A 26,605-nucleotide genomic window follows, 5' to 3' on the forward strand; every position below is an offset into this window, starting at 1 on the left:
CCGCCGTCACACGACAGGGGCGCCGCGACCGCGGCGCCCCTGTTTCGTACCGGTGCCGGCTCAGCTCCAGCGGGCGATGACCGAGGAACCGCCGATCATCTTGTCGCCGGGGCCGACCAGCGGCGTGGCGGCGTCGGCCGGCAGGTAGACGTCGGTACGGGAACCGAAACGGATCAGCCCGAACCGCTCCCCCCGGGCCAGCAGCGCCCCCACCGGCGCCCGCTGCACGATCCGACGGGCGATCAACCCGGTCCGCTGCGCCACCACCACCGTGCCGTGCTCGGTGTCCAGCACCGTGTACGCCGCGACGTTGTGCTCCGCGTCCGGCTTCATCGCGTTGACGAAGCCGCCGTCGGCGACGAAGTAGTCGACCACCTTGCCGGCCACCGGCGAACGGTTGACGTGCACGTCGAGCACCGACAGGAAGACCGCGATCCGCAGCCACTCGCCGTCGCCGAACCGCTCGTCGTGCAGCCGTTGCACCGACAGCACCTGACCGTCGGCGGCGGCGACCACCGCGGACGGGTCCTCCGGCACGTCCCGCTGCGGGTCCCTGAAGAACGCGGCCACCGGGGCGGCGGCCAGCGCCGGCACCAGCCACAGCTTCGACTTCGGCCGGGCGACCCGGGCGACGGCGGCCAGGCCGAGCGCGATACCTGCCGCGGCGACCCCGTTCGAGTCGATGTGCATGCTTCGGGTCAGCGGCACGCTCGACGGCCGGTACGCCGGGGCGAGGCGGGCGGCCGACGCGGCACCGGCCGGGGTGAACCGCAGGTGGTGCACCCGTACCGGCGGGGAGTTGCGCACCACCAGGTCGGTCCGGACGCCGTGCAGCACGCCGTACCGGTCCAGCTCGGCGGCGGCCCCCCCGGTACGGAACACCGGCGCGGCGACGCTGAGCACCGCGCCGTCGGTCAGGTACTTGGTGAGGCCGTCGACGGCGTCGCGGGTCTGCTCACCGGTACCGGTGAACGGCTCGGCGGCGATGACCAGCTCGGCGGCGTCCGCCTCGGCCAGCGAGTCGACCACCCGTACCCGGTCGGCGACCCAGCGGCCCTGGGCCGTCACGTGGTCGCGCAGCGTGGCGGCGTCGGTCGTCGCGGCCGGCACGACGGTCAGCGTGTCGCCCGGCAGCAGCGCGTCGATCGCCGCGGCGAGGACCGTGGCCCCGGGGGCCGCGCCCACCAGCAGGGCGGCCTTCGGGTCGTTGCGGCGGGCGAGTTCGGCGACGAGGGTACGGGCGGCACGCTCGCCGATGCGGACCGGACCGGACGGACCGGAGGGGCGCACGGCGGGGGACTGGGTCATGTCGGGCGGGCTCCTGACGGGGTAGGCGGACGTCGCGGCGGGACCGCCTCGGGTGCCCGACGAGGCGCACCCGGGCCGGTGCCGGGCCGCCTCTCGCGCGCGGCCACCGGCGGGGCTCGGCCGACGGAGGCGGGATCTCCCCGGCCAGCATACGAGCCGGCGGCGGCCGTCCGCACCGGCGCGGTCAGCTCGGCGGCGGTGGTGGGGTGCCGGGTGGCCCGGTGACCGGGTCGTCGGCCGGCCACCGCCGGGTGTCCCCGTCGCCGATCCGGGCCGGCTCGTCCGGTCGACGCTCCACCGTGTCCGGCCGCCCCGGCTCGTCCGCCGGGTCGCCGACCTGCCCGCCCACCGGGTCGACCGGGGCCGGCGTGGGGGTCGCGGCGCTGTCGGCGGCCGGGGACCCGGCGTCGACGGTCCGCGCCGACCGCACCGCGCCGACCAGGCCGAGCAGCCCGATCAGCACCAGCGCGCCGGCCAGGAACCAGCCCACGGCCGGCAGGGCCAACCCGAGGATCTGGGCCAGCAGCCACCACAGGGCAAGGCCGACGAAGAGCAGCCCGAAGACGAACGACACCAGGTCGGTGCGGTGGGCCTTCACCGGGTCACCTCCAGGTTGCCGGCGTTGACCTGGACGGTGAGCCGTAGCGTGCCACCGCCGGTCCCGTCCGGACCCAGGTCGGTGACCTGCCGTGCCTGTCCCTCGAATCCGGCGCTACGTCGCCCGAACACGGTCGCCTCCCCGGCCTTGACGTTGGTCACCACGGTGACGTCCACGTTCGGCGGGACCACGATGGTGGCCTCCCCGAAGTTGACCACCACGGTGAGGTCGGTGTCCTGCTTGTCGAAGTCCACCGCGCGCAGGTCCAGGGTGGTGTCGCCGAAGCTGTTCTCGTAGCGGTCGGCCAGTTCCCGGTAACTGGCCGGTGCCCAGGTGACCGCCCCGTCGACGCCCCTGACCCGGTCGTAGGACTCGGCGACGGTGGCGACGGCGAGAGCGGCGGCGGCGACCAGACCGAGGGCGATCAGCCAGCGGGCCCGGCCGAACCAGGTGCCCACCAGCAGGCCGAGCCCGATCGTGGCGAGCACCGCCGCGAAGTAGCCGGCCGCGCCGATCGGAAAGACGTCCAGCAGGTCCAGGATGGCCACCACGCCGAGGACCAGGAAGATCAGCGAGAAGGTGGCGGCACCCAGGGCCGAGCGTTCCTTCGGCTTCTTCGGCGGCTTGACCCGGGGTGCGGGCGGCGGCGGGCCCGACCCGGCGTACGGGCCGTGCGGGGCGAACGGCGGCCGGTAGCCCGTACCGGGTGGTGGCGGGACGGCCACCGGTGTGCCGGGCACCGGTGGGCGCGGCGGCCAGCCCGGCGCTTCCGCCCGGGTCGCGGTGACCTCCATCGGCCGGGCGGGTGGCCAGGGCGGCAGCGCAGCGGTGGGGCCCTGCGCCGGCCAGCCCACCGCGCCGCCCGCCCGGGGGGCCGTCGGGGCACCGGCCGGGAACGGCACGGCGGGTGCGGGCGGGGTGAACGGCGTGGGTGCCGGGTAACCGACCGGGGGCACCGGTCCCGGCGGTCCGGCCGGCGCGGGTGCCGGACCGGCGGCGGCGAAGCCGGACCGGCCGTCCCGGTTGAGCAGCAGCGCGCCGCCGATCAGGATCGCCGCGCCCAGCAGCACCGCCCGGAACGCGTCGGTGACGATGTAGCCGAAGCTGACCGCGACCAGGATGGTCAGCACGATCACGGTGATCGGGGACATGCTCGACCGGCCCCGCCCGAGCATCGACTCCAGCGGGGAGGCGCTGTCGCCCTCGCCCGGGATGATCAACCAGGCGGCCACGTAGACCAGGATGCCGACCCCGCCGAAGAACCCGAGCACGGCGAGCAGCACCCGCCACAGCACCGGGTCGGTGTTGGTGGCCCGGCCGATCGCCGCGCAGACGCCGGCGAGGTAGCGGCCGTCGCGGGGCCGGACCAGGCCGTACCGGGAGGTGAAGCTGGCCCCGCCGGACGGCGGGGGATAGCCACCGGGCGGTGGTGGCGCGTCGTCGCCCCCCGTGGGCGACGCGGGCGCCGTGGGGTCCGGCCCGGCGGCGGGACCGGGCGGCGGCGTACCACCCGGTGTGGCCACCGGAGGGTACGGCGGCAGGGCGGGGTCCTCGGTCATGACTCGATCCTGCGCCGCAGTCGGGCCGGGTCACCTCCGGAACCGACCCTGACCCCACCCTGAGATCCCGGGAGGCGGATGTCGGGGGCGTCCCCGTGGTCGGCGGCGTCCCGGGCGTGTGACGATCGGAGCGGCACCGTACCGCCAGGTGTCCGTCCGCCACCCACCGTGACCAGGGGAGCCTCCCATCAGCGTCGTGACCCCGCCGCCACCCCGCCTCTACCGGGCGCCGGAGCACCGGTTGGCCGCCGGGGTGGCCGCCGGCATCGCCGACCACCTCGGCATCTCGGTGCTGCGGGTCCGGGTCGCGTTCATGGTGCTGCTCGGGCTCAGCGGCCTGGGCCTGCTGCTGTACGCGGCGTTCTGGGCGGTGGTGCCGCTGCGGCCGGGTGACACCGCCGTGCCGCCCCGGCGGGACCCCGGGCAGCTGCTGCCGTTCGTGGCGATCGGCCTCGGTGTGCTGCTGGTCCAGGTGCTGGTCTTCGACTCGGTCGGCGCGGCGGGCACCGCCGGCTGGCTGGTGGCGATCATCGCGGTCGGTGCCGGGGTGATCTGGCACCAGGCCGCGCCGGAGCGTCGTCGGCAGTGGAGCGGTTCGATGCCGGTGCCGTGGCTCGGCGCGGTGGTGGAGGAGACCGACAGGCGGGCACTCGTGCTCCGGTTCGCCGGTGGCGCGGTGCTGGTCGCCGTCGGCATCATCGGCGTGGCGGCGGTCTACTCCCCGGTGCAGAACCTCGACGCGGTGGTCAACGGCGTGATCTTCGCGCTGGTCGGGCTGGTCGGCGTCGGGGTGGTGGCCGCCCCGATGCTGTGGCGCATCTGGAACCAGCTCCGCTCGGAGCGGGAGGGGCGCATCCGTGAGCAGGAGCGGGCCGAGTTGGCCGCCATGGTGCACGACCAGGTGCTGCACACCCTCGCCCTGATCCAGCGCAACGCCAGCGACGTCAAGACGGTGCAGCGACTCGCCCGGGGCCAGGAGCGGTCGTTGCGCAACTGGCTCTACAAACCGACCGCCTCGCCGACCGAGCGGTTCGCGGCGGCGCTGGAGCAGGCCGCCGCCGAGGTGGAGGACACCTTCGCGATCACCGTCGAGGCGGTGGTGGTGGGTGACCGGGGGACCGACGAGCGGGTCGGCGCGCTGGTGGCGGCGGCCCGGGAGGCGCTGGTCAATGCGGCCCGGCACGCCGGGGTGCAGACGGTGTCGCTCTATGCCGAGGTCGAACCGGAGCAGGTGAGCGTCTTCGTCCGGGACCGGGGCAAGGGCTTCGACCCGGATACCGTGGAGGATCACCGGCACGGGGTCCGAGGGTCGATCATCGGGCGGATGAAGCGGCACGGTGGCCGGGCGGAGATCCGTTCCGAGCCCGGAGAGGGGACGGAGGTCCGGTTGATGCTGCCGATCACCGGCACCGGCTCCACGGCGGAAAGGGGCAGCTGAGATGGCGGAACAGTCGATGGATGCGGGGGCGGGCACGGCGGACCGGGCGCACCGGTTGAAGGTCTTCCTGGTCGACGACCACGCCATGTTCCGGGCCGGGGTCCGGGCCGAGCTGGGCGCGCACGTCGAGGTGGTGGGGGAGGCGAGCACGGTGGCCGAGGCGGTCGCCCGGATCGCCGCCACCGGGCCGGACGTGGTGCTGCTCGACGTCCACATGCCCGACGGCGGCGGGCGGGCGGTGCTGGACGCGATGCGCCGCAGCCACCCGCAGGTGAAGTTCCTCGCGCTGAGCGTGTCCGACGCCGCCGAGGACGTGATCGGGCTGATCCGGGCGGGCGCCCGGGGCTACGTGACCAAGACCATCTCCCCGGACGAGCTGACCGACGCGATCCGCCGGGTGGCCGACGGGGACGCCGTGTTCAGCCCCCGGCTGGCCGGATTCGTGCTGGACGCCTTCGCCGCCCGGCCGGACGCCCCGGTCGCCGACCCCGAGCTGGACCAGCTCACCAACCGCGAGCGCGAGGTGTTGCGCCTGCTCGCCCGGGGGTACGCGTACAAGGAGATCGCCAAGGAGCTGTTCATCTCGATCAAGACGGTCGAGACGCACGTGTCGAACGTGCTGCGCAAGCTCCAGATGTCCAACCGGTATGAGTTGTCCCGCTGGGCGGCGGACCGACGACTCGTCTGACACCTCCCATTCCGGGAGCATCATCCCAGGGCTGACAAGAGATCAATTCGTGTCGCATAATGCCCCGTCGCCTTCGCGCGTGCGGGTGGTGTCACGACCCCGCCCGGGGGCGACGCACACCGGCCCGCCCGGAGCGGGCCAACCCCTGGGGAGAGGTGCACGGAACTGATGTTCGGAGAACGAGGACGACGCTGGGCGGGTACCGTCACGGCGCTCGTCACCGGTGGCGCGTTGGTGCTCGCCGCAGCCGGTCCGGCCGCCGCCGAGCCGGCGACGAAGGGCGTGGCGCGGGCGGTGCCGGGCACCAGCGTCACCCTGAAGCTGGACGGTCGGGCGCAGAAGACCTCGGCGCTGGCCCTGGAGCTGAAGGACGGCACCGTGCCGGTCTTCTGCATCGACTTCCACACCCCGGTGGCCCGCAACGGCGAGTACGCCGAGGGCAGCTGGGACGAGTCGGAGGTGAAGAACCTCGGCCGGGTGCAGTGGGTGCTCACCCACGGCTACCCCAACGCCGACCGGGCGAAGCTGCTCGCCGCGGCCGGTGCCACCCTGCCCGCCGGGCTGCCCGACTCCCGGCGCGACACGCTGCTCTACTTCGGCACCCAGACGGCCGTCTGGCAGTTCAGCGACGGCATCACCCTGGGTGACTGGGAGCGGGGGCTGACCGTCGCCGCCGAGTACGACGTGATCCGCCGGGTGCACGACTACCTGGTGCGCAACGCCACCGACCAGCCGGAGCCGAAGGCCGAGCTGAGCCTCGATCCGGCCTCGGCCAGCGCGACCACCGGCGGGCGGGCCGGGCCGTTCACCGTGCACGGACCGGCCGGGGAGATCGCGCTCAAGGTCGAGGGCGGCAGCGCCGTCGACGCCGAGGGGCGTCCCGTCGCCGCGACCACCAACGGTGGCCGGTTCTGGCTGACCGCCACCGCCGCCGGCCGGGTCACGGTGACCGTCTCCGCCCCGGACTCGGTCTCCTTCGGGCGGGTCTTCCTCTTCTCCGGCGGCAAGAACGCCAAGCAGAAGCTGATCCTGGGTGGCAGCACCGGCACCTCGGTCACCGCCGACGCGGCGGCGACCTTCGCCGCCGCCCCGGCCTCGCCGTCGCCGTCGGCCTCGCCGTCCGGGTCGCCGTCGCCGTCGCCCTCCCCGTCGTCCTCGGCGGCGTCCCCGTCGCCGTCGACCCCGGCGGATTCCTCGTCGCCGCCGGCCAGCCCGGCTCCGTCGACCTCGCCGGCCAGCAACGGCGGCGGCCTGCCGCTGACCGGGTCGCCGATCGCCCTGGCCGCCCTGGCCGGGATGGCGCTGCTCGCGTTCGGCGCGGTGGCGGTGCTGCTGGTCCGCCGCCGCCGGATCCGCTTCACCGTCTGAGGTACGGACACCCCGGCCCCGGCACCCCGATGGTGCCGGGGCCGGCCCGTTTCCGTCGGGGGTGCTCCGGCCCGTTTCCGTCGGGTCGAGGGGTGTTCCGGTCCGGCGACGCCGTCCGGGTGGTCACGCCGTCCGGGTGGTCACGCGGTCCGGAGGGACCGGTGCGGACCTGCGCCGGTGTCGTCGGCCGGCCGGTCGGGACTTGTCTCCGCGCGGCGGAAGTTGCCATCATCCGGATGGTCGAAATCGGGCAACTCTCGGTGGACGTCCAACCGTCGTGACGGGACGGCGGGAAAGCTCACACTTGCTACCCGTCGGTCACTACCTGCTGCAGCAGACTTGCTGTCTTTCCTGCTCAGAGCGGTACGACCAGGGCATCTCATGATCTTTTCTCAAGTATCGGCAACATGGCGGGCAACTAACGGCTTGATAACGGCACCTTCACGTAATGGGCCGGTGGGTGTCACAGTGGCAGCACCTCACCCCTGACGTGAGGCACCCGTGTGTCCCGACCGACCACGTCGCCGCTGCCCATGGCACGGATCGTGGTCGTCGAGCCTGCCCGGGGGCCGAGTGCGGGAGTGTGGTGGCCCGGCGGATCGGTACCCCTGGGGTGTCCCGATTTCTCTGCGGTAACCGGTGATCTGTAACACATGATCGCCGTGCGGTGTCACCCCCCAACGTGCGTGAAACCCACGACGGAACCAGGTTAGAAAGAGGAGGCCCCTCGGAATGAGAGTCTCGAAGCGGGCGAGCGGCGCCATCGCGATGGGTGCGGCGTTCGCGCTCATCGCGTCCGGCTGCTCCAGCGGTAGCGACGACGAAGGCAGCAGCGGCGCCAGCAGCTCGGACGGTGCCATCGTCATCGACGGCACCGAGCCGGAGAACCCCCTGGTTCCGGCGAACACCACCGAGACCGGTGGCGGCAAGATCATCGACTGGCTCTGGACCGGTCTGGTCGAGTACCCCAACAACGGTGGTGCGCCGCAGAACGCGCTGGCCGAGTCGATCGAGACCAGCGACTCCAAGGTCTACAAGATCAAGATCAAGCAGAACACGAAGTTCCACGACGGCACCGTCGTCAAGGCCAAGAACTTCGTGGACGCCTGGAACTGGGGCGCGTACTCGCCGAACGGCGCGCAGAACGCCAGCTTCTTCGCCGACATCGCCGGCTTCGCCGACGTCAACACCTCCGACCCGGACGGCGACGGCCCGAAGAAGGCGCCCGAGCCCAAGGCCAAGGAGATGTCCGGCCTCAAGGTCGTCGACGACTGGAACTTCGAGGTCACGCTCGCCGCGCCGACCGCCGTGTTCCCGACCAAGCTCGGCTACAGCACCTTCATGCCGCTGCCGGACGCCTTCTTCTCGCAGGGTGCCGAGACCTTCGGCAAGAAGCCGATCGGTAACGGCCCGGTCAGCTTCGTCTCGTGGGAGAACAACGTCGCGATCAAGCTGACGCGGTTCGACGACTACAACCTGCGCGACAAGATGAAGATCAAGGACGTCACCGTCAAGATCTACCAGGACGACACGGCGGCCTACAACGACCTGGTCTCCAACAACCTGGACTTCCAGCAGCAGGTTCCGGTCTCCTCGCTGGCCGGCGACAAGTGGAAGGCCGACCTGGGCGACCGGGCGATCCCGTCGACCACGCCGTCGACCGGCATCATCGCCTTCCCGATCTACGACAAGCGCTTCCAGAACCCGAAGCTGCGCAAGGCGATCTCGCTGTCGATCAACCGGCAGGAGATCACCGACAAGATCTTCTTCGGTAACCGCAAGCCGGCCGACAGCTGGGCCAACCCGCTGACCCCGGGTGCCAAGCCGGGCAACTGCACCGCGTGCTCCTTCGACGCGGCCCAGGCCAAGACCCTGCTGACCGAGGCCGGTGGCTTCACCGGGCAGCTGAAGATGTACTACAACGCCGACGCCAGCCACAAGGACTGGATGGAGGCCGTCGCCCAGCAGATCAAGACCAACCTGGGTATCGACGCGGTCGCCGTCGGTGTGCCGACCTTCGCGGTCTTCCGGCAGAACATCAACGCCCACAAGATGGACGGCGCCTACCGTGCCGGCTGGCAGCAGGACTACCCGGACGTGGAGAACTGGATCAACCCGCTCTACGTGACCGGTGGTTCCTCGAACGACGGTCTCTACAGCAACCCCGAGGTGGACGCCCTGGCCAAGCAGGCCAGCTCCGCCCCGAGCCTGGAGGCCTCGCACGAGCTGTTCGCCAAGGCGGTCGAGAAGGTCGACCAGGACGTTCCGTCGATGCCGATCTACTTCGGTGGCCAGCAGTCCGGTCACTCCGAGAAGATCAAGAAGATGGAGCTGACCAACGTCGGCGAGCTCGACATCACCTCCGTCGAGCTCTGATCCGAACGGTCTGACCCCGGGTCGGGCTCGCCTACCGGTGAGCCCGACCCGGGGCCGTTCCGCGAGTGGGTGCACCCCACCCCTCGCCACGTTGTCGCCACCCGTGTCGGCCGCACCCCCGCCCCCGGCACACCCCTTGTCAGGAGGACCACCCCATGGGCCGTTATCTGGTGAGACGGCTGCTCCAACTCGTCCCGGTGTTCATCGGGACGACGCTGATGATCTACCTGCTGGTGTGGAAGGTCCCCGGGGACCCGTTCGCCGGCAAGTGCGGTGACCGTGGCTGCCCGGACAACTACCGGGCCATGATGACCGAGAAGTTCCAGCTGGATCAGCCCTGGTTCGTGCAGTACGCCACCTACATGAAGAACCTCCTGCAAGGCGACTTCGGGACCACCTGGTCGGGGCGCGACGTCGGCGAGATCATCGCCACCGCGTACCCGAACACCCTCAAGCTGGCCCTGGTGGCCCTGATCATCGAGGGTGTCATCGGCCTCACCGCAGGTGTGCTCACCGGCCTGCGCCGCAACGGCTTCCTGGACAACCTGGTCCTGGTCTCCACGCTCTTCCTGATCGCGCTGCCGGTCTTCGTGGTCGGCTTCGTGCTCCAGTGGTTCTTCGGCGTGAAGCTCGGCATCGTCAAGCCGACCGTCTCCAACGAGATGCGGATCACCGAACTGCTCCTACCGGGCTTCGTGCTGGGCAGCGCGTCGATGGCGTACATCGCCCGGGTGTCGCGCACCAGCATCGCGGAGAACCGCCGGGCCGACTACGTGCGTACCGCGATCGCCAAGGGGCTCCCGATGCGCCGGGTGGTCGGCATCCACCTGCTGCGCAACTCGCTGATCCCGGTGGTGACCCTGCTCGGCACCGACCTCGGCGCCCTGATGGGCGGCGCGATCATCACCGAGGGCATCTTCGGCATCAACGGCATCGGCCGCACCGTGCTGCGGGCGATCGTCACCAAGGAGAGCGCTACCGTTGTCTCCATCGTGGTCGTGCTGGTGCTCGTCTACCTGGTGATGAATCTGCTGGTGGACCTGCTCTACGCCGCATTGGACCCGAGGATCCGCTATGAGTGAGCGCAGCAGCGAACGAACCGTCATTGCAGTGTGCGCGGGCAACCAGGCCGGCGCCGAGCGCAGCGAGGTGCAGGCATGAGCGACCCGAGTGCCGCTTCGATCGTGAGCACGCCCCGTCCCGAGCAGTTGACCGAGGCAAGCTCCCCGGCCACCGCCGGCCCCGGCGGCAAGCAGGAGAAGCCGCGTAGCCTGCTCGGCGACGCCTGGCTCGACCTGCGTCGCAAGCCGCTGTTCTGGATCTCCGCCGTCTTCATCGTGCTCTTCGTGGTGATGTCGACCTTCCCGTCGCTGTTCACCTCCGGCAACCCGACCGACGGCGTGCTGGCCCGCAGCCGGGTCGAGCCGTCGTCGGACGCCTGGTTCGGTTACGACGTGCAGGGCCGTGACGTCTACGCCCGGGTCATCTACGGCGCCAACGCCTCGATCGTGGTCTCGCTGCTCTCCACGATCGGCACCCTGCTGATCGGCGGGACGGTCGGCATCATCGCGGGCTACAAGGGTGGCTGGATCGACGGCCTGCTCTCCCGGATCACCGACATCTTCTTCGGTCTGCCGTTCGTGCTCGGTGCGATCGTCATCCTCACCACGTTCAACGGCGCCGGCTCCGACAACGGCGAGTGGGAGATCAAGCTCCTGGTGATCGGCTCGCTGGTGCTGCTGAGCTGGCCGGTGGTGATGCGGCTGATGCGTTCCTCGGTGCTCGCCACCAAGGAGGCCGACTACATCGTGGCGGCCCGGGCGATGGGTGCCAGCACCGGTCGGATCATCTTCAAGCACCTGCTGCCGAACTGCCTGGCACCGCTGCTGGTCTACGGGACGATCATGATCGGCTCCTTCATCGGTGCCGAGGCCACCCTGTCCTTCCTGGGTATCGGCCTGCAGAGCCCGGTGGTCTCCTGGGGCATCATGATCAATGAAGCGCAGAACTACCTCCGGGTCTCGCCCTTCCTGCTCTTCTTCCCCTCCGCGTTCCTCGTCACCGCCGTGCTGAGCTTCGTCATGCTCGGCGAGGCGGTCCGCGAGGCCCTCGACCCGAAGCTCCGATAGGGGAGACTGAGTTGTCCGACATTCTCGTGTCCGAGCAGTCCGCGCCCGGCGCCGACGGATCCGGCCGCCCCTCCGGTCGGCTGCTCGAGGTCGACGGCCTGCGGGTGGAGTTCCGCACCCGGGACGGCGTCGCCAAGGTCATCAACGGAGTGACGTACCACGTCGACGCGGGGGAGACCCTCGCCGTGCTCGGCGAGTCCGGCTCCGGTAAGAGCGTAACCGCGCAGACCATCATGGGCATCCTGGACATGCCCCCCGGCTTCGTCACCGGCGGCGAGGTCCGCTTCCACGGCAAGGACATGCTCACCATGTCCGCCGAGGAACGTCGCCGCATCCGTGGCGAGGGCATTGCGATGATCTTCCAGGACTCGCTCTCCGCCCTGAACCCGGTCTTCACCGTCGGGTTCCAGATCGCCGAGCAGTTCCGGGTCCGGCGCGGGATGAGCCGTTCCGACGCCAAGAAGCGCGCGATCGAGATGCTCGACCAGGTCAAGATCCCGAACGCCAAGGGCCGGTTCAGCAACTTCCCGCACCAGTTCTCCGGCGGCATGCGGCAGCGCGCGATGATCGCGATGTCGCTGGCGCTCGACCCCGAGGTGCTGATCGCCGACGAGCCGACCACCGCGCTGGACGTGACCGTGCAGGCCCAGATCATGGACCTGCTCGGCGAACTCCAGCGGGAACGCCAGATGGGCATGATCCTGATCACCCACGACCTCGGCGTGGTCGCCGACGTCGCGGACCGGATCGCGGTCATGTACGCCGGCCGGATCGTCGAGGAAGCCGACGTCTACGACCTGTACGCCAAGCCGGCGCACCCGTACACCCTCGGCCTGCTCAACTCGATCCCCCGGCTGGACGAGAAGGGGCAGCAGCTCCGCACCATCAAGGGCCTCCCGCCGAACCTGATGAACATCCCGCCGGGCTGCCCGTTCAACCCGCGCTGCCCGATGGCGCAGCCGGTGTGCCGGGAGACCGTCCCCCCGCTGTTGCAGATCGGCACCGGTCGGGCCAGCGCCTGCCACTTCGCCGAGGAACTGGTGAACCGTGACTGAGAACATCATCGAAGTCCGCGACCTGGTCAAGCACTACCCGGTCACCCGGGGCATCGTGTTCAAGAAGACCATCGGCCAGGTCAAGGCCGTTGACGGCGTCTCATTCGACCTCAAGGCCGGCGAGACGCTGGGCGTGGTCGGTGAGTCGGGCTGCGGCAAGTCGACGCTGAGCCGGGTGCTGATGAACCTGGAGAAGCCGACCGCCGGCACGGTGCACTACAAGGGCCAGGACATCGCCAAGCTCTCCGGTGGCGCGCTGCGGCGGCTGCGCCGGCAGATCCAGCTGGTCATGCAGGACCCGTACACCTCGCTGAACCCGCGGATGACCGTCGGCGACCTGATCGGCGAGCCGTTCGAGATCCACCCGGAGGTCGCGCCGCGCGGCAGCCGCCGGGACAAGGTCAAGGAACTGCTCGACCTGGTCGGCCTCAACCCGGAGCACATCAACAGGTATCCGCACCAGTTCTCCGGCGGCCAGCGGCAGCGCATCGGCATCGCCCGCGCGCTCGCCCTGCGCCCCGAGGTGATCGTCTGCGACGAGCCGGTCTCCGCCCTGGACGTCTCGATCCAGGCCCAGGTGATGAACCTGCTGGAGAAGCTCCAGAACGAGCTGGGCCTGTCGTACGTGTTCATCGCGCACGACCTGTCGGTGGTCCGGCACCTGTCGGACCGGGTCGCGGTGATGTACCTCGGCAAGATCGTCGAGATCGGCACCGAGGACGAGATCTACGAGCGGCCGACCCACCCGTACACCCAGGCGCTGCTGTCGGCGGTGCCGGTGCCGGACCCGACGCTGCGGGAGAACAAGGCGATCATCCGGCTCACCGGTGACGTGCCCTCGCCGATCAGCCCGCCGTCGGGCTGCCGGTTCCGCACCCGGTGCTGGAAGGCGCAGGATGTCTGCGCCGAGCAGCCGCCGCTGCTGGAGATCCGCCCCGGCTCGGACCACCCGAGCGCCTGCCACTTCGCCGAGAAGCGGGAGATCGTCGCCACGCACGAGGCGTGACAGCACCCGGACCGCCTGCCACCGTCCACCCGACGGCGGCAGGCGGTTCGTCGTTCCACCACGGTCCCCGGGACGCCCTCACCGCGGCCCGCGTAAACCGCAGTGCCGCTACCGCACCCCGTGTCCGCCGGGTCGCCGGTTACAGCGGCCCGCGCCCGGCCCGCAGCAGCAGCAACGCCAACTGGGTGCCGTCGGCCCCCAGCTCGCTGCGGAAACGCTCCAGGATCTCCCGCTCCCGGGAGAGCACCAGCCGGGTGCCCCCGGAGGCCATCCGGGTCACCCCGACCTCCTGGGACAGCGCCGCCCGCTCCTGCCAGAGCGCGATCAGCGTACGGTCGATCTCGTCGATCCGTTCCCTGATCGCCACGATCCGTTCGGCCGCCACCGTGTCGCCGGTGCCGGTCCGGGCGGCAGCGGCGCCGGTCGGGTCCGCCTCCGTGGGCTCGGCCCCGGCCGGATCGTCGTGCCGCGCGGGGCCACCGCTGGACTCCACCACGTCAGTCATCATCGTCGTACCCCTCGGGTCTCGGGCCCGGTGTTCGGATCCCGGGACGAAAAAAGCCCCGGGCTCTCCGAGCCCGGGGCTTTCGTAGGTCTGTCGATCAGGCGCGACCCACGGCTGCCGGACTCCCGGTGCCGTAGTAAAAAAAGAACTGCCGCTCGATCACGTCGTCGAGTATGCCGACCGGTGGCCGGTGCGCGCAAGCACCCGGAAGGCTGAGAGAAGGGCCCCTCGTCGCCGCGCGCCCGCGCCGACGAGGGGCCCTTCCCGCCGGTCAGCCCAGCCGGGTGATGCGGTCCGCCGCCGTGGGGGCGACCGGCGCGCCGGCACCCAGGTACGCCACCAGAGCGTCCACGTCGAAGCCGGGGGCGGTGGTCCGGCCGGTGCCGCCCGCCAGCTCGGTGAACCCGTCCCCGCCGTTGGCGAGGAAGTCGTTCGTGGTGACCCGGAAGCTGGCGGCCGGGTCGACCGGGGTGCCGTTCAGGGCCAGCGCGCTGACCCGCGAGCCGGCCGGCGCGGTGCTGTCGTAGGAGTAGGTCAGCCCGGCCGACGGCTGGAGGATGCGCTGGGTGGTCTGCCCCTTGAAGCCGACGAACTGCTGCTCCAGTACGTCCTTGAGCTGCGCGCCGGTGAACGTCTGGGTGACCACCAGGTTGTTGAACGGCTGCACGGTGAACGCCTCGCCGTAGGTGACCTCGCCCGGCGCCTCGCCACCGGTCGACGCCCCGTACGCCAGGGAGGCCCGCACGCCGCCCGGGTTCATCAGCGCGAGCTGCGCCCCGTCGCCCCTGGTGTACGCCAGCTGCGCGTCGGCGATCACGTCACCCAGCGGGCTCTCCCCGTTGGGCCGGGCGTCCCGGACGATGTCGGCGCTGATCTTCCCGACCACCCGGTTGGCGATCGGGGCGACCGCGGTGCGGTACTTGTCGGCCAGCGCCTTCGCGCCCGCGTCGACCAGCGCCGGGTTCTTGGCGAACACCCCGCCGGTCTGCTGCCAGGTCCCGTCGGCGTTGCGCACGCCGTTCTCCACGATCACGTTCTTCGCGGTGATGCTGGTGAACCGGCCGGTCCGCCGGTTCAGCGAGTAGTCGATGTCGGTGACCAGCTGGCCGTTGTTGCCGGCGCTGGTGACCACGCTCGGCTTGCCCGAGGAGTTCGGCAGCGAGCAGGAGTAGAAGCGGTGGGTGTGTCCGGAGACCACCACGCCGAACTCCGGCCGCAGGCCCTTGACGATGTCGACGATCGGGCCGGAGAAGTTGGCGCAGTCGGAGACGCCCGGGGTGGCCGGCGGCGCGGACTGCGCGCCACCCTCGTGCACCAGCAGCACCATCGCCTTGACGCCGAACAGCTTGAGCAGGCCGCCCCACTTGTTGGCGGTCTGCACCTCGTCGGTGAAGGTGACGTCCTTGATCCCGGCCGGGTTGACGATGCCCGGGGTGCCCTCCAGGGTGACCCCGACGAAGCCGACCGGCACGCCGCCGACGAACTTCACGTCGATCGGGGGCAGGATCGGCAGCTTGGTCTTCTTGTTGATGGTGTTGGCGGCCAGGTAGGTGAACTTCGCGCCGGCGAAGCCGTCGCCGTCCTGGCAGCCGTCGACCGGGTGGCAGCCGCCCTTGTCGATCCGGAGCAGCTCCTTGACGCCCTCGTCGAACTCGTGGTTGCCGACCGAGCTGACGTCGAGGCCGACCTGGTTCATCAGCTCGATCGTGGGCTCGTCGTGGAAGGCGGCGCTGACCAGCGGGGTGGCCCCGATCAGGTCGCCGGCGCCGACGGTGGTGGTGACCCGGCCCTCGGCCTTCGCCTCGGCCCGCAGCTTCTTCAGCCAGGTGGCGAGGTATTCCACCCCGCCGGCCGGGGTGCCGTTGACGGTGGCGCCGCTGCCGCCGGGCGGGTCGATCGCGCCGTGGAAGTCGTTGTAGCTGAGGAACTGGCCCTTGACCTCGCCACCCGTCGCGGTGGCGTACGAGACGGCGACCGGGGCGAGGCCGGCACCGGGGGCGGCGTCGGCCGGCGGCGTGGTGGCGCGGCCGGTGATGGGCAGGCTGGCCACGACGGCCAGGGCGAGGGCCGGTGCGGCGAGGTGACGCAGCACGGCCCGACCGCGCGAGCGCGGGTGACTCATATTTGTTCTCCCAAGTCGTCTACGGGGGAGCAGGCGGGGATTTCCCGGGTCATCGTCGCGCCTCGGGGCGGAAGATGCCAGTGGGGCCACCGTGACAGGTTCGTCTCAGTCCGGCCGGTCGGCGGCCGGGGCGTGCGCCCGGTGGCGGGGCACGATCCGTGCCGGGCGTGCGCGGGCGGGAAGTGTCCGGCCGACGGCATAGACTCGCCGTGCGATGCATCCTCTCTTCGACATCCCCGCGTCCCCGCCCGCGCCCGAGCCCGAGTCGGTTCCGCCGCGCCGGCCCGGCCCCGCCCGTCGCCTCGATCCGCAGGACCTGGTGGAGGGCCTGAACGGTCCCCAACGGGACGCGGTCGTCCACGCCGGCTCACCGCTGCTGATCGTGGCCGGGGCCGGCTCCGGCAAGACCCGGGTGCTCACCCACCGGATCGCCTACCTGCTCGCCGCGCGGGACGTCCACCCCGGCGAGATCATCGCGATCACCTTCACCAACAAGGCCGCCGGGGAGATGAAGGAGCGGGTGACCCACCTGGTCGGTCCGCGCGCCAGGCTGATGTGGGTGTCGACGTTCCACTCCGCCTGCGTGCGCATCCTGCGCGCCGAGCACGAGCACGCCGGCCTGAAGTCGACCTTCTCCATCTACGACGCCGACGACTCCCGCCGGCTGATGCAGTTGGTCGCCCGGGAACTGGATCTCGACCCGAAGCGCTACCCGGCCCGGGGGCTGGCCGCCCAGGTCTCCAACCTGAAGAACGAGCTGACCGACCCGGAGGAGTTCGCCGGCCGGGCCACGGGCCCCAACGAGCGGGCGCTGGCCGAGGCGTACACGCTCTACCAGCGGCGGCTGCGGGAGGCGCACGCGCTGGACTTCGACGACCTGATCATGACGACGGTGCACCTGCTCCAGTCGCATCCGCACGTCGCGGAGAGCTACCGCCGCCGATTCCGGCACGTCCTGGTCGACGAGTACCAGGACACCAACCACGCGCAGTACACCCTGATCAAGGAGCTGGTCGCCGGCACCGAGGGGCTCGCCCCGGCCGAGCTGTGCGTGGTCGGCGACGCCGACCAGTCGATCTACGCGTTCCGGGGCGCGACTATCCGCAACATCCTGGAGTTCGAGCGGGACTTCACCGACGCCCGCACCATCCTGCTGGAGCAGAACTACCGCTCCACCCAGACCATCCTCAACGCGGCCAACGCGGTGATCGACCGGAACACCTCCCGCAAGCCCAAGCGGCTGTGGAGCGACGCCGGGGCGGGCGAGCAGATCGTCGGCTACGTCGCCGACACCGAGCACGCCGAAGCCGACTGGGTGGGCCGGGAGGTCGACCGGCTGGTCGACGCGGGGGAGACCCGCCCCGGCGACATCGCCGTCTTCTACCGCACCAACGCCCAGTCCCGGGTCTTCGAGGAGGTGTTCATCCGGGTCGGCCTGCCCTACAAGGTGGTCGGCGGGGTGCGCTTCTACGAGCGCAAGGAGGTCCGCGACGCGCTGGCCTACCTGCGCGCGGTGGTCAACGACGACGACACGGTCAGCCTCCGCCGGGTGCTGAACACCCCGCGCCGGGGCATCGGCGACCGGGCCGAGGCGTGCGTCGAGGCGCTGTCCAGCCGGGAGCGGATCTCCTTCGGGGCGGCGCTGCGCCGGGCCCGGGAGGCGCCGGGCATCTCCACCCGGGCCGCCAACTCCATCGCCGAGTTCGTCGCCCTGCTCGACGGGGCCCGCGAGCTGGCCGAGGAGGGCACCCCGGAGGAGGTGCTGGAGGCGCTGCTGACCCGCTCGGGCTACCTGACCGAGCTGGAGGAGAGCGTCGACCCGCAGGACGCCGGCCGGGTCGACAACCTCCAGGAACTGGTGAGCGTCGCCCGGGAGTACACCGAGCGGATCGAGGCGCTGGGCGCCGACGACGAGCGGGCCACCCTGGCCGGTTTCCTGGAGCAGGTGGCGCTGGTCGCCGACGCCGACCAGATCCCTTCCGACGACCCCGACCACCAGGGCGTGGTCACCCTGATGACCCTGCACACCGCCAAGGGCCTGGAGTTCCCGGTGGTGTTCCTGACCGGCCTGGAGGACGGCGTCTTCCCCCACCTGCGGTCGCTGGGCGACACCCGGGAACTGGAGGAGGAGCGGCGGCTGGCGTACGTGGGCATCACCCGGGCCCGGCAGCGGCTCTACCTGTCCCGGGCGGTCACCCGTTCGGCCTGGGGACAGCCGTCGTACAACCCGCCGTCGCGTTTCCTGGAGGAGTTGCCGCCGGAGCTGGTGCGCTGGGAGCGCACCGAGGGGACGTACACCTCGTGGGCCGGTGGGGGCGGCGGCGTCGGCGGGCGCGCGGACCGCGCGCCCGGCGGGCGGAACGGCTTCACCGGGGGCACTCCGAGAGCGGCGGAGCTGGCGAAACGGCTCGGGGTGGACGCCAGTCGGCTGGCCACCGCCAGCGAGCTGCCGCAGGGGCCGAAGGTGTCGGCCGGCGACCGGGTCAACCACCAGCGCTACGGCCTGGGGCGGGTGCTCGCGGTCGAGGGGCACGGGCCGAGCGCCCGCGCGCAGATCGACTTCGGCGACCAGACCATGTGGCTGGTGCTGCGGCACGCTCCGCTCGACAAGCTCTGAGCCGACACCGACGGGCCCGGTCCGGCGTGCTGCCGGCCGGGCCCGTCGGTGGTACGGCTCAGCAGGCCACGTCGATGCCCCGGGCGCGCAGGAACGGCGCCGGGTCGATCTGGTTCCACATCTGCCCCTGGTGCACCTCGAAGTGCAGGTGCGGGCCGGTGGAGTCGCCGGTGGAGCCCTCGTAGCCGATCACCTCGCCGACGCCGACCCGGTCTCCGACGGCGACCTTCACGCTGCTCTGGTGGGCGTAGTGGGTCAGGTAGCCGTTGCCGTGGTCGATGAAGACCGAGATGCCGTAGCCGTCGCCGACGTCGCCGGCCTTGACGACCGTGCCGGCGGCGGCGGCGCGGATCGGGGTGCCGGCCGGCAGGGCGAAGTCGATGCCGGCGTGCAGGGTGCCCCAGCGCTCCCCGTAGCAGGAGGTGATCTGCGCGCCGGCCATCGGGATCACCCAGGACGGCTTCGGCTTCGGCGCGGTCGTCTTCCGCGCGGTGACCTTGGGCTTCGCGGTGACCTTCGACTTCACGGCGGCCTTCCGGGTGGCCGTGGCCGTCGGGGTGGGACTGGCGCTGGTGGGGCTCGGCACGGCGGTGGGGCTGGCCGGGGCGGCCGACTCGCGGGTAGACCGGTCGGCGCGGGCGGCGGCCTCGGCCCGCTCCCGGGCGTCGAGCGCGACGGCCGCCGGTTCGGGGGCGTCGTCCCGGTCCAGGGCGGTGACCGTGGCGACCCCGGCCAGGCCGAGGCCGACCAGCGCGGCGAGGCCGAGGGTCAGGGTGCGTACGCCCCGCGGGTGACGCCTGCGGTGCCGGACCACGGCGGCCGAGATCCGGGCTCCGGGGCCGGTGCGGGTGGGGTTCCCGGCGCGGGTGGTGCCGTCGTCCGGGCGGTTGTTGTCTTCCAGCACGGTGGACCTTCAACTACTCAGGGGGTTTCGGACCCGGACCATCCTGGGTGTCGAAGCGCGCCTGGCCGGGTACGGGTACCGACGGGTAGCCCGGATCGTCCGGCGGCCTGACCGGCTATGTCCCGTCGGGGTGTCGTCTGACCTGTTGCCTCCACCGGCCCGACCGTGGGCTCGGTCACACTGCGGAGTGTGACGCAGCAGACTTGGCCGCACGAAAAACCGCCCGGATCCGTAGATCCGGGCGGTGAGCAGGCGTTACCGAGCGTCAGGAAGCGGCTGCTTCGGTGTAGTACGCCTCGACTTGCAGCTTGATGTCCACTCCGCGTTCCTGCAGCCACGGCACCGGGTCGAGGGGCTGGCCCTTGACATGGACCTCCAGGTGCAGGTGCGCGCCGTAGGAGTGGCCGGTGTTGCCGACCAGTCCGAGCTGGTCGCCCGCCTTCACCTGCTGGCCCTCGTGCACGCTCACCGCCGAGGAGTGGCCGTAGATGGCCTCGCTGCCGTCGGCGTGCTGCACGATCACCGCGTAGCCGTAGCCGCCGAACCAGCCGGCCTTGGTGACCGTGCCGGAGTGGATGGCCACGTAGGGGGTGCCCTCCGGCGCGACCAGGTCGATGCCGGTGTGCAGCTTGCCCCAGCGCATGCCGTACGGGGAGTTGAAGTCGTAGCCCTGCATGGGCAGCAGCCACGGGTCCTGCTCGTCGACGCCCGGCTGGCTGTCCCGGGCGTCGCTGCGGGTGGCCCGGTCGGCGGCGTCGGCACGGGCGGCGGCGTCCTGGCTGGTGATCGAGGCCTGCCGCAGCTCGTCGAGGACCGACGGGCTGACGCTCTTGGCGTCCGGCATCGCCCCCGCGCCGAGCGCGACGATCCCGGCGCCGACGAACGCGGTGGTCACAACCGCCGCGTAACGGCTCCGCGGGGGGGTGGGCACGCGGCGACGGCCGCGATATCTATCGGGCTCAGACGACAGGCGCTGGCGCACGCACACCCTCCGTTGTCGGGGATCCGATGCAACCTCCGACCGATCGGCGCAGCCGCCCCGACGATCGTTGATCGCGTCATCACCCGTCCGTGGACCTGATGACAACCGTGGACACGTTAGCCCTCCGCCGCGCCGGTCACAAGCGTGCCCCCCGGATCGGCGATTCGTTCTGTCCCTTTCCGTCCATCATTGTCATAGCTCCACGCGCCGGACGGCTGTCCCCCTTCCTGCCCGTTCGTCGCGCACAGTGACCGATCGGCGGAGGCGTCCGGCTTCCCGGGGGCGGGCCGGGACGGTAGGGGTCCGGCCCGGGTTCTCCACCCCCGGTGGGCCGGGTTACCGTTCGTTCAGCTGGTAGCCGCGGAGCCGTGAAGGGTGTGCGCTGATGAACTCTCGTATCCGGGTAGTCGTCGCGAAGCCGGGCCTCGACGGCCACGACCGGGGTGCCAAGGTGGTGGCGCGTGCCCTGCGTGACGCGGGTATGGAGGTCATCTACACCGGCCTGCACCAGACCCCGGAGCAGATCGTCGAGACCGCCGTCCAGGAGGACGCCGACGCGGTCGGCCTGTCGGTGCTCTCCGGCGCGCACATGACGCTCTTCCGCCGGGTGCTGGAGTTGCTCGCCGAGCGGGACGCGCGGGACGTCGTCGTCTTCGGCGGCGGCATCATCCCCGACGCCGACATCCCCGAGTTGATGGAGATCGGCGTCAGGAAGATCTTCACGCCGGGGGCGACCACCCAGTCGATCGTCGAGTGGGTCCGCGCCAACGTGGCCCAGCCGGTCGCCTGACGACCTGCGGGTGCGCCGCACCCGTCCGTACACCGACGGTGGTGGACCCGTTCCGGGCCGCCGCCGTCGCGTCGTACGGTGAGGCGGTGGCCGGGAGGGGCGGGTTGCCGAATCCGGGCAGGGTGAAGGGCCGGACGCACCCCTCACACGCCCGGCCCTTCTATGCACGATGCCCCGCCGCCACCCCTCGACCGACAGGGCATCGGCCGCTCCCGTCTTCGCGCTGATCAGCGCTCCGACATCAGACTCAACGACGCCCGTACCGTGGGGTTACGCGTTGCGTGGGACAACCTGTGGACCAATTTGTGCCACCGGCGAGTCGTCGGCGGCGCGCTGTGCATTACCGCACACCGCGCACCCGCTCGGTTGCCGCCGGTGCCCACCTCGCTAGGCTGCGGCCAATGGCCTGTTTCAACTGATGACAGGCGTCAACGGAGTTTCCACAACGCTGGCGGCGGCGCGACGGCGCGCCGCGGAGACGGGACGGGACGCGCAATCGTGGACCTGTACGAGTACCAGGGGCGGGACCTGTTCGAGCGGCACGGCTTGCCCGTGCTCGCCGGCGGCGTCGCCACGACCCCGGAGGAGGCCCGCGCGATCGCCGAACGCCTCGGCGGCCGGGTGGTCGTCAAGGCGCAGGTGAAGGTCGGCGGCCGAGGCAAGGCCGGCGGCGTCAAGCTGGCCGAGGGCGCCGACGAGACGGTGGCCAGGGCCACCGACATCCTCGGCATGGACATCAAGGGCCACACCGTCCACAAGGTCATGATCACGGTGACCGCGGACGTGGCCGAGGAGTACTACTTCTCCTACCTGCTCGACCGGGCGAACCGCACCTTCCTCTGCATCGCCAGCGTGGCCGGCGGCATGGACATCGAGCAGGTCGCCGCCGAGACCCCCGACAAGGTGGTCAAGGCCCCGATCGACGCGGTCGAGGGTGTGGACGAGGCGAAGGCCCGGGAGATCGTCGACGCGGCCGGGTTCCCGGCCGAGGTCGCCGACCAGGTCGTCGCGGTCGCGGTCGGGCTGTGGAAGGCGTTCGTCGCCGAGGACGCCACCCTGGTCGAGGTGAACCCGCTGGCCAAGACGGGCGACGGCACGCTGCTGCTGCTCGACGCCAAGATCACCCTGGACGAGAACGCCGGCTTCCGGCACCCGGACCACGAGGCCCTGGTCGACCAGGCCGCGGTGGACCCGCTGGAGCAGGCCGCCAAGGAGAAGGACCTCAACTACGTCAAGCTCGACGGCGAGGTCGGCATCATCGGCAACGGCGCGGGCCTGGTCATGTCCACCCTCGACGTGGTGGCCTACGCGGGCGAGCGGCACGGCAACGTCAAGCCGGCCAACTTCCTCGACATCGGCGGCGGCGCGAGCGCCGCGGTGATGGCCAACGGCCTGGAGATCGTGCTGTCCGACCCGTCGGTGCGCAGCGTCTTCGTCAACGTCTTCGGCGGCATCACCGCCTGCGACGAGGTCGCCAACGGCATCATCCAGGCGTTGGCCCTGCTGGAGGAGCGCGGCGAGAAGGTCACCAAGCCGCTCGTGGTCCGGCTCGACGGCAACAACGCGGAGGCCGGTCGGGCGATCCTCGACGGCGCCGGGAACCCGCTGGTGCAGCGGGTCGACACCATGGACGGCGCGGCCGAGCGGGCCGCCGAGCTGGCTGCTGCGGGGGTCTGACGATGGCGATCTGGCTGACCAAGGAGTCCAAGGTCATCGTGCAGGGGATGACCGGCTCCGAGGGTTCCAAGCACACCCGGCGGATGCTCGCTGCCGGCACCACCGTGGTCGGCGGGGTGAATCCGCGCAAGGCCGGCACCACCGTCGACTTCGACGGCACCGAGCTGCCGGTGTTCGCCTCCGTGGCGGACGCGATGCGGGAGACCGGGGCGGACGCCACGGTGATCTTCGTACCGCCGCAGTTCACCAAGGGGGCGGTGGTCGAGGCGATCGACGCCGGCATCCCGCTCGCCGTGGTGATCACCGAGGGCGTGCCGGTGCACGACACCGCCTCGTTCTGGGCGTACAACGTCGCCAAGGGTGAGCAGACCCGGATCATCGGGCCGAACTGCCCCGGCATCGCCTCGCCTGGCGCGTCCAACGCCGGCATCATCCCGGCCGACATCACCGGCTCCGGCCGGATCGGCCTGGTCAGCAAGAGCGGCACGCTGACCTACCAGATGATGTACGAGCTGCGCGACATCGGCTTCTCCACCTGCGTCGGCATCGGCGGTGACCCGATCATCGGGACCACCCACATCGACGCGCTCGCCGCGTTCGAGGCCGACCCGGAGACCGACGCCATCGTGATGATCGGCGAGATCGGTGGCGACGCCGAGGAGCGGGCCGCCGAGTTCATCAAGGACAACGTCACCAAGCCGGTGGTCGGTTACATCGCCGGCTTCACCGCGCCCCCCGGCAAGACCATGGGGCACGCGGGCGCGATCATTTCCGGTTCGGCGGGCACCGCCGAGGCCAAGCAGCAGGCCCTGGAGGCGGTCGGCGTCAAGGTCGGCAAGACCCCGACCGAGACCGCCAAGCTGATGCGGGAGCTGATGTCCGGCCGCTGAGCCGTGCACCGCACCCACCCGAGCGAGCGACGCAGGGGGTCGACCGGAGACGGTCGGCCCCCTCAGTCGTTCCAGAGCGGGTAGTTCCCGCTGGCCCGCCAGATCGCGGTGCCGATGATGTTGATCACGCCGAACGCGATCGCCAGGTAGCCGAGGACCGGCGACTGGCCGTACCGCTTGGCGTCGCGGATCGACAGGTAACCGAAGATGATGCCCAGGATTCCGCAGCAGATCAGGCCGAGGACGATGCCGAGCACCCCCCAGAGCGTGGTGCGGTCCCGCCCGGCCGCGGCCGGTGGCGGTGGGTACGGAGCGTTCACGGCTTCCTCCGGGCGATCGGTGCCGCGACTTCGGTCGCGTCCCTGCGCCGAGGCTAGACCGGATCGGGGCCCCACGGCGGTGGATCACGGAACTCGCCGGCCCCGGGCGGCCCCGACGGGCAGCCACCACCGGCGCGGCATGCCAGAGTAGAGCCGATGTCCTCGACCACCCCTGATCAGCCCCGCCGTCCCAGCGGTGCCCGCACCGGCGGCCGGCCGCCAGGCCGTGCCGGCGGCGCCCGGGTGCCCGCACCCCGCCGGCCGGAGCAGTCCGGGCGCTCCCGGGCGCCGCTGCCCGTCGCCGCCGGGGTGGCCGCGGCCGGCGCCGCCGTCACCTCGTACCTGCCGGTGGCGGTGGTGCTCGGGCTGGCCCAGTTCAGCGAGGACGCCGGCTCGCTGGTCGGTGCGCTGCGCGCCGGGCTCGCCGGCTGGCTGCTCGGTCACGGGGTGCCGCTGGAGACCACCGCCGGCCGGCTCGGCCTCGTCCCGCTGACGCTCTGCGCCTTCGCCTTCTGGCGGCTGACCCGGGCCGGGGTGCACGCCAGCCGCGCGGTCGGCGCGCGCGACGGCCGGTCACCCCGACGGGCGGCCACCGTCGCCCTCGCGGTCGGCCTCGGATACGCCGTGTTCGGCGTCCTGGCCGCGCTGCTCGTCGACAGCAGCGGCCTGCGGGTGTCCCCGGTCCGGTCCGGGCTGACCCTGCTGCTCTTCGGCACGCTGGCCGCGCTGGTCGGGGCGGCCCGCACCACCGGGGTCACCCGCCTGGTCGCCGACCGTGCCGCACCGGTGCTGCGCGACGGGGTCCGCACCGGCCTGGTCGCCGCCCTGCTGCTGCTCGCCGCCGGGGCGAGCGCGGCGGGCCTTGCGGTGGCGACCGGCGGCGGAGACGCCGCCGACCTGATCGGGGCCTACCGGACCGGGGTCGCCGGGCAGGCCGGCATCACCCTGGTCAGCCTCGCCTACGCGCCGAACGCCACCGTCTGGTCGACGGCCTACCTGCTCGGCCCAGGGTTCGCCGTCGGCACCGGCACGGCGGTCCGGCTCAGCGAGGTCTCCGTCGGGTCGCTGCCGGCCGTACCGCTGCTCGCCGGGCTGCCCAGCGGCCCGGTCGACGGGCTCGGCGCGGCGCTGCTGGCGGTGCCGGTGCTGGCCGGCATGACGGCGGGCTGGCTGCTCGCCCGCCGGCTGCTCCGCCCGGACGCCGACGAGTGGACCCCGCCGGCCTGGCCGGCGCTGCTCGGCCCGGCCGTGCTCGCCGGTCCGGTGGTCGGCCTGGTCGTCGGGCTCGCCGCGGCGGCCTCCGGCGGCCCGCTCGGCGGCGGCCGGCTGGCCGTGATCGGCCCGGTGCCGTGGCAGGTGGCGGCGGTGGCGACCGCGGTGGTCACCGTCGGCGCGCTGCTCGGGGCCGCCGCCGCCAAGGTGCTCGACCGGCCGTCGTCGGCCCGCCCGGCCGCCCGGCCCCGCCCGCCCGCCGGCCGCCCCCGGAGGGCTCCGGAACGGTCCGACCCGGCCGGGGAGCGGCACCGGCCGACCCGGGGCACCGAGGAACGGCCGGCCCGCCCGGTTCCGGACTGACCGGCCGGCCCGACCGCCGGGTGGCCCTGCCGGACACGCGGCGAGGGGCGCCCCGGACGGTGCCGGGACGCCCCTCGATCGTGCCGGCCCGGGTCAGGGCGAGGTGGGGAGCGTGAAACTGCCGATGAGGTTGAGCAGCAGCAGCAGGATGCCGAGGCCGACCGCGACCGCCCCGCAGATCAGGCCGGCCTTGGCCTGACCGCCGTTGCTGGCCAGGCCCTGGTTCGCCTTCTGCATGCCCAGCCAGCCGGTGATCACCGCGCCGATGGCGACCGGGAGGCCCAGGAAGAGGCAGCAGAGCAGCGGCAGGGACGCGATGCCGAGGATCAGCGACACCAGGCCGAGGGTGTTCTGCTGCCCCTGCGGCGTCGGGTAGCCGGCCCCCGGGTAGGAGCCGGCCGCCGCGGCGTACGGCTGCTGCCCGTAGGGGTCCTTGTGGACGGGCTGGCCGTACGGGTCCGGCTGGAGTGGCTGACCGTACGGCTGGCCCGAGGTGGGCTGGGGGCCGTACGGGTCGTGCGGGGGCTGCTGGCCGTACGGCGGCTGTTCACCGTACGGCGTCGCCGGCTGCTGCCCGTACGGTGCCTGCGGCGCGGCGTACGGGTCCTGCGGCTGGCCCGGGACGGGCTGCTGCCCGTACGGATCGTGCGGGGGCTGCTGGCCGTACGGGTCGTGGCCGGGGTTTCCGGGCTGCATCT

General features: G+C 72.0%; 20 protein-coding genes and 2 pseudogenes. 13 read left to right on the plus strand and 9 right to left on the minus strand.

The annotated features are described in order from the left end of the window. Positions 1–60 precede the first annotated feature (60 nt). The 3 genes and pseudogenes from JQN84_RS08250 to JQN84_RS08260 form a co-directional block, all read right to left on the minus strand. Positions 61–1,308, minus strand: a complete 1,248-nt coding sequence (locus JQN84_RS08250) for a phosphatidylserine decarboxylase (RefSeq protein ID WP_204957765.1) — start codon at positions 1,306–1,308, stop codon at positions 61–63. Between the two features lie 411 nt (positions 1,309–1,719). Continuing rightward, positions 1,720–1,906, minus strand: a pseudogene (locus JQN84_RS32215) (hypothetical protein); the annotation flags it as partial. Further along, entirely contained in the window at positions 1,903–3,465 is a 1,563-nt protein-coding gene (locus JQN84_RS08260; RefSeq protein ID WP_204957766.1) for a PspC domain-containing protein, read from the minus strand. The gene JQN84_RS08260 and the pseudogene JQN84_RS32215, both read right to left, overlap by 4 nt. Positions 3,466–3,661: 196 nt before the next feature. On the opposite strand from JQN84_RS08260, the gene JQN84_RS08265 reads away from it, so the two are divergent. The 8 genes from JQN84_RS08265 (at position 3,662) to JQN84_RS08300 (ending at position 13,525) form a co-directional block, all read left to right on the plus strand. Beyond that, entirely contained in the window at positions 3,662–4,903 is a 1,242-nt protein-coding gene (locus tag JQN84_RS08265; protein ID WP_281902857.1) for an ATP-binding protein, read from the plus strand. 1 nt (position 4,904) lies between these two features. After that, positions 4,905–5,591, plus strand: coding sequence for a response regulator (locus JQN84_RS08270; protein WP_204957767.1), 687 nt, complete (start codon positions 4,905–4,907; stop codon positions 5,589–5,591). Positions 5,592–5,759: 168 nt separating this feature from the next. Beyond that, the gene (locus tag JQN84_RS08275; protein WP_239484973.1) at positions 5,760–6,959 is read left to right on the plus strand and encodes a thioester domain-containing protein; all 1,200 of its coding nucleotides are present in this window, start codon (positions 5,760–5,762) and stop codon (positions 6,957–6,959) included. Positions 6,960–7,691: 732 nt separating this feature from the next. Next, positions 7,692–9,335 carry a peptide ABC transporter substrate-binding protein gene (locus tag JQN84_RS08280; RefSeq protein ID WP_204957768.1) on the plus strand — a complete coding sequence of 548 codons (1,644 nt, stop codon included), beginning with the start codon at positions 7,692–7,694 and terminating at the stop codon, positions 9,333–9,335. 155 nt (positions 9,336–9,490) lie between these two features. Then, positions 9,491–10,417 carry an ABC transporter permease gene (locus JQN84_RS08285; protein ID WP_204957769.1) on the plus strand — a complete coding sequence of 309 codons (927 nt, stop codon included), beginning with the start codon at positions 9,491–9,493 and terminating at the stop codon, positions 10,415–10,417. Positions 10,418–10,492: 75 nt separating this feature from the next. Continuing rightward, a complete protein-coding gene (locus tag JQN84_RS08290; RefSeq protein WP_204957770.1) occupies positions 10,493–11,464 on the plus strand; it encodes an ABC transporter permease in 972 nt (323 codons plus the stop codon). 26 nt (positions 11,465–11,490) lie between these two features. Beyond that, entirely contained in the window at positions 11,491–12,519 is a 1,029-nt protein-coding gene (locus JQN84_RS08295) for an ABC transporter ATP-binding protein (RefSeq protein WP_204958186.1), read from the plus strand. Then, positions 12,512–13,525, plus strand: coding sequence for an ABC transporter ATP-binding protein (locus JQN84_RS08300; protein WP_204957771.1), 1,014 nt, complete (start codon positions 12,512–12,514; stop codon positions 13,523–13,525). The genes JQN84_RS08295 and JQN84_RS08300 overlap by 8 nt, the downstream gene beginning before the upstream one ends. Positions 13,526–13,664: 139 nt before the next feature. Here the strand turns inward: JQN84_RS08300 and JQN84_RS08305 are convergent, their stop codons facing one another. Next, positions 13,665–14,033: a chorismate mutase gene (locus JQN84_RS08305; protein ID WP_204957772.1), complete on the minus strand. Its 369-nt coding sequence runs from the start codon at positions 14,031–14,033 to the stop codon at positions 13,665–13,667. Between the two features lie 268 nt (positions 14,034–14,301). Then, positions 14,302–16,152: a bifunctional metallophosphatase/5'-nucleotidase gene (locus tag JQN84_RS08310; protein ID WP_204957773.1), complete on the minus strand. Its 1,851-nt coding sequence runs from the start codon at positions 16,150–16,152 to the stop codon at positions 14,302–14,304. Between the two features lie 214 nt (positions 16,153–16,366). Between JQN84_RS08310 and pcrA the strand changes: the two genes are divergently transcribed. Further along, positions 16,367–18,769 (plus strand): DNA helicase PcrA, encoded by a 2,403-nt coding sequence (gene pcrA / locus JQN84_RS08315; RefSeq protein ID WP_204957774.1) that lies wholly within the window; start codon positions 16,367–16,369, stop codon positions 18,767–18,769. Positions 18,770–18,827: 58 nt separating this feature from the next. Here pcrA and JQN84_RS08320 read toward each other — a convergent pair whose 3' ends face one another. Then, positions 18,828–19,595 carry a M23 family metallopeptidase gene (locus tag JQN84_RS08320; protein ID WP_204958187.1) on the minus strand — a complete coding sequence of 256 codons (768 nt, stop codon included), beginning with the start codon at positions 19,593–19,595 and terminating at the stop codon, positions 18,828–18,830. 343 nt (positions 19,596–19,938) lie between these two features. Next, a complete protein-coding gene (locus JQN84_RS08325; protein WP_088645807.1) occupies positions 19,939–20,655 on the minus strand; it encodes a M23 family metallopeptidase in 717 nt (238 codons plus the stop codon). A gap of 385 nt (positions 20,656–21,040) precedes the next feature. Here JQN84_RS08325 and icmB point away from each other — a divergent pair, with 385 nt between their 5' ends. From icmB to sucD, 3 genes are all read left to right on the plus strand, one after another. Further along, entirely contained in the window at positions 21,041–21,445 is a 405-nt protein-coding gene (gene icmB, locus JQN84_RS08330; RefSeq protein ID WP_204957775.1) for a coenzyme B12-dependent isobutyryl CoA mutase small subunit, read from the plus strand. A gap of 498 nt (positions 21,446–21,943) precedes the next feature. Further along, positions 21,944–23,122: an ADP-forming succinate--CoA ligase subunit beta gene (gene sucC, locus JQN84_RS08335; protein ID WP_204957776.1), complete on the plus strand. Its 1,179-nt coding sequence runs from the start codon at positions 21,944–21,946 to the stop codon at positions 23,120–23,122. Between the two features lie 2 nt (positions 23,123–23,124). Further along, positions 23,125–24,012: a succinate--CoA ligase subunit alpha gene (sucD, locus tag JQN84_RS08340; protein WP_204957777.1), complete on the plus strand. Its 888-nt coding sequence runs from the start codon at positions 23,125–23,127 to the stop codon at positions 24,010–24,012. 62 nt (positions 24,013–24,074) lie between these two features. Here sucD and JQN84_RS08345 read toward each other — a convergent pair whose 3' ends face one another. Next, positions 24,075–24,332, minus strand: coding sequence for a hypothetical protein (locus JQN84_RS08345; protein WP_204957778.1), 258 nt, complete (start codon positions 24,330–24,332; stop codon positions 24,075–24,077). 156 nt (positions 24,333–24,488) lie between these two features. Here JQN84_RS08345 and JQN84_RS08350 point away from each other — a divergent pair. Then, a pseudogene (locus JQN84_RS08350) lies at positions 24,489–25,763 on the plus strand (cell division protein PerM); the annotation flags it as partial. A 237-nt stretch (positions 25,764–26,000) separates the two neighbouring features. Here the strand turns inward: JQN84_RS08350 and JQN84_RS08355 are convergent. After that, the gene (locus JQN84_RS08355) at positions 26,001–26,603 is read right to left on the minus strand and encodes a DUF4190 domain-containing protein (protein WP_204957779.1); all 603 of its coding nucleotides are present in this window, start codon (positions 26,601–26,603) and stop codon (positions 26,001–26,003) included. Positions 26,604–26,605 lie beyond the last annotated feature (2 nt).

Origin of the sequence: Micromonospora humidisoli, assembly GCF_016900955.1 — a bacterium.
Lineage (GTDB): Bacteria > Actinomycetota > Actinomycetes > Mycobacteriales > Micromonosporaceae > Micromonospora > Micromonospora wenchangensis.

Excerpts from the sequence above, each read along its gene's own strand:
- JQN84_RS08305 (WP_204957772.1), bottom strand. The coding sequence starts at position 14,033 with ATGATGACTGACGTGGTGGAGTCCAGCGGTGGCCCCGCGCGGCACGAC.
- JQN84_RS08260 (WP_204957766.1), bottom strand. The coding sequence starts at position 3,465 with ATGACCGAGGACCCCGCCCTGCCGCCGTACCCTCCGGTGGCCACACCG.
- JQN84_RS08250 (WP_204957765.1), bottom strand. The coding sequence starts at position 1,308 with ATGACCCAGTCCCCCGCCGTGCGCCCCTCCGGTCCGTCCGGTCCGGTC.
- JQN84_RS08310 (WP_204957773.1), bottom strand. The coding sequence starts at position 16,152 with ATGAGTCACCCGCGCTCGCGCGGTCGGGCCGTGCTGCGTCACCTCGCC.
- sucD (WP_204957777.1), top strand. The coding sequence starts at position 23,125 with ATGGCGATCTGGCTGACCAAGGAGTCCAAGGTCATCGTGCAGGGGATG.
- icmB (WP_204957775.1), top strand. The coding sequence starts at position 21,041 with ATGAACTCTCGTATCCGGGTAGTCGTCGCGAAGCCGGGCCTCGACGGC.
- JQN84_RS08285 (WP_204957769.1), top strand. The coding sequence starts at position 9,491 with ATGGGCCGTTATCTGGTGAGACGGCTGCTCCAACTCGTCCCGGTGTTC.
- JQN84_RS08275 (WP_239484973.1), top strand. The coding sequence starts at position 5,760 with ATGTTCGGAGAACGAGGACGACGCTGGGCGGGTACCGTCACGGCGCTC.
- pcrA (WP_204957774.1), top strand. The coding sequence starts at position 16,367 with ATGCATCCTCTCTTCGACATCCCCGCGTCCCCGCCCGCGCCCGAGCCC.
- JQN84_RS08355 (WP_204957779.1), bottom strand. The coding sequence starts at position 26,603 with ATGCAGCCCGGAAACCCCGGCCACGACCCGTACGGCCAGCAGCCCCCG.
- JQN84_RS08270 (WP_204957767.1), top strand. The coding sequence starts at position 4,905 with ATGGCGGAACAGTCGATGGATGCGGGGGCGGGCACGGCGGACCGGGCG.
- JQN84_RS08290 (WP_204957770.1), top strand. The coding sequence starts at position 10,493 with ATGAGCGACCCGAGTGCCGCTTCGATCGTGAGCACGCCCCGTCCCGAG.
- JQN84_RS08280 (WP_204957768.1), top strand. The coding sequence starts at position 7,692 with ATGAGAGTCTCGAAGCGGGCGAGCGGCGCCATCGCGATGGGTGCGGCG.